Source organism: Nostoc sp. UIC 10630 (genome assembly GCF_010747425.1).
GTDB lineage: Bacteria > Cyanobacteriota > Cyanobacteriia > Cyanobacteriales > Nostocaceae > Nostoc.
Genome location: NZ_JAAGOG010000484.1, coordinates 1 through 655, shown reverse-complemented (window position 1 = coordinate 655; position 655 = coordinate 1). Strand labels below are relative to the sequence as shown.

Genomic DNA, 655 nt, shown 5'->3' with positions numbered 1-655 from the left:
CAAAGTCAAAAGAGCTTTCATCACTATCGTTGTTGCCTAAAATCAGAGTGCCACCATAGGTTCCAGGTGTAGTGGTGTTGAGTGCCACTGTGATGGTGGTGGAAGCATTTGCAGCCACACTTGTTGGCAGAGTTCCTACCAAACTAAATCCGTCGGGAAGTTTGAGATTACTGAGGTTGAGTGCAGCTGTACCTGTGTTCTTGATGGTAAAGGTTTTGCTGAGAGTATTACCAGTAATGACATCGCCAAAGTTAATCGCAGTAGTGCTGCCATCTGCAATATCAACTGTGCCGTTAAGAACTTGAATTTCGGGAGCCGGAGCAGGTTTAACTATGCCATTAATAGCAAAGTCAAAAGAGCTTTCATCACTATCGTTGTTGCCTAAAATCAGAGTGCCACCATAGGTTCCAGGTGTAGTGGTGTTGAGTGCCACTGTGATGGTGGTGGAAGCATTTGCAGCCACACTTGTTGGCAGAGTTCCTACCAAACTAAATCCGTCGGGAAGTTTGAGATTACTGAGGTTGAGTGCAGCTGTACCTGTGTTCTTGATGGTAAAGGTTTTGCTGAGAGTATTACCAGTAATGACATCGCCAAAGTTAATCGCAGTAGTGCTGCCATCTGCAATATCAACTGTGCCGTTAAGAACTTGAATTTC

Annotated in this window: 1 protein-coding gene; it reads right to left on the bottom strand. The window is 44.7% G+C overall.

The features are described 5' to 3' along the window. Window positions 1–655, bottom strand: a 655-nt coding sequence (locus G1O98_RS38515) for a choice-of-anchor D domain-containing protein (protein WP_163939728.1), incomplete at both ends; no start/stop codon positions are given.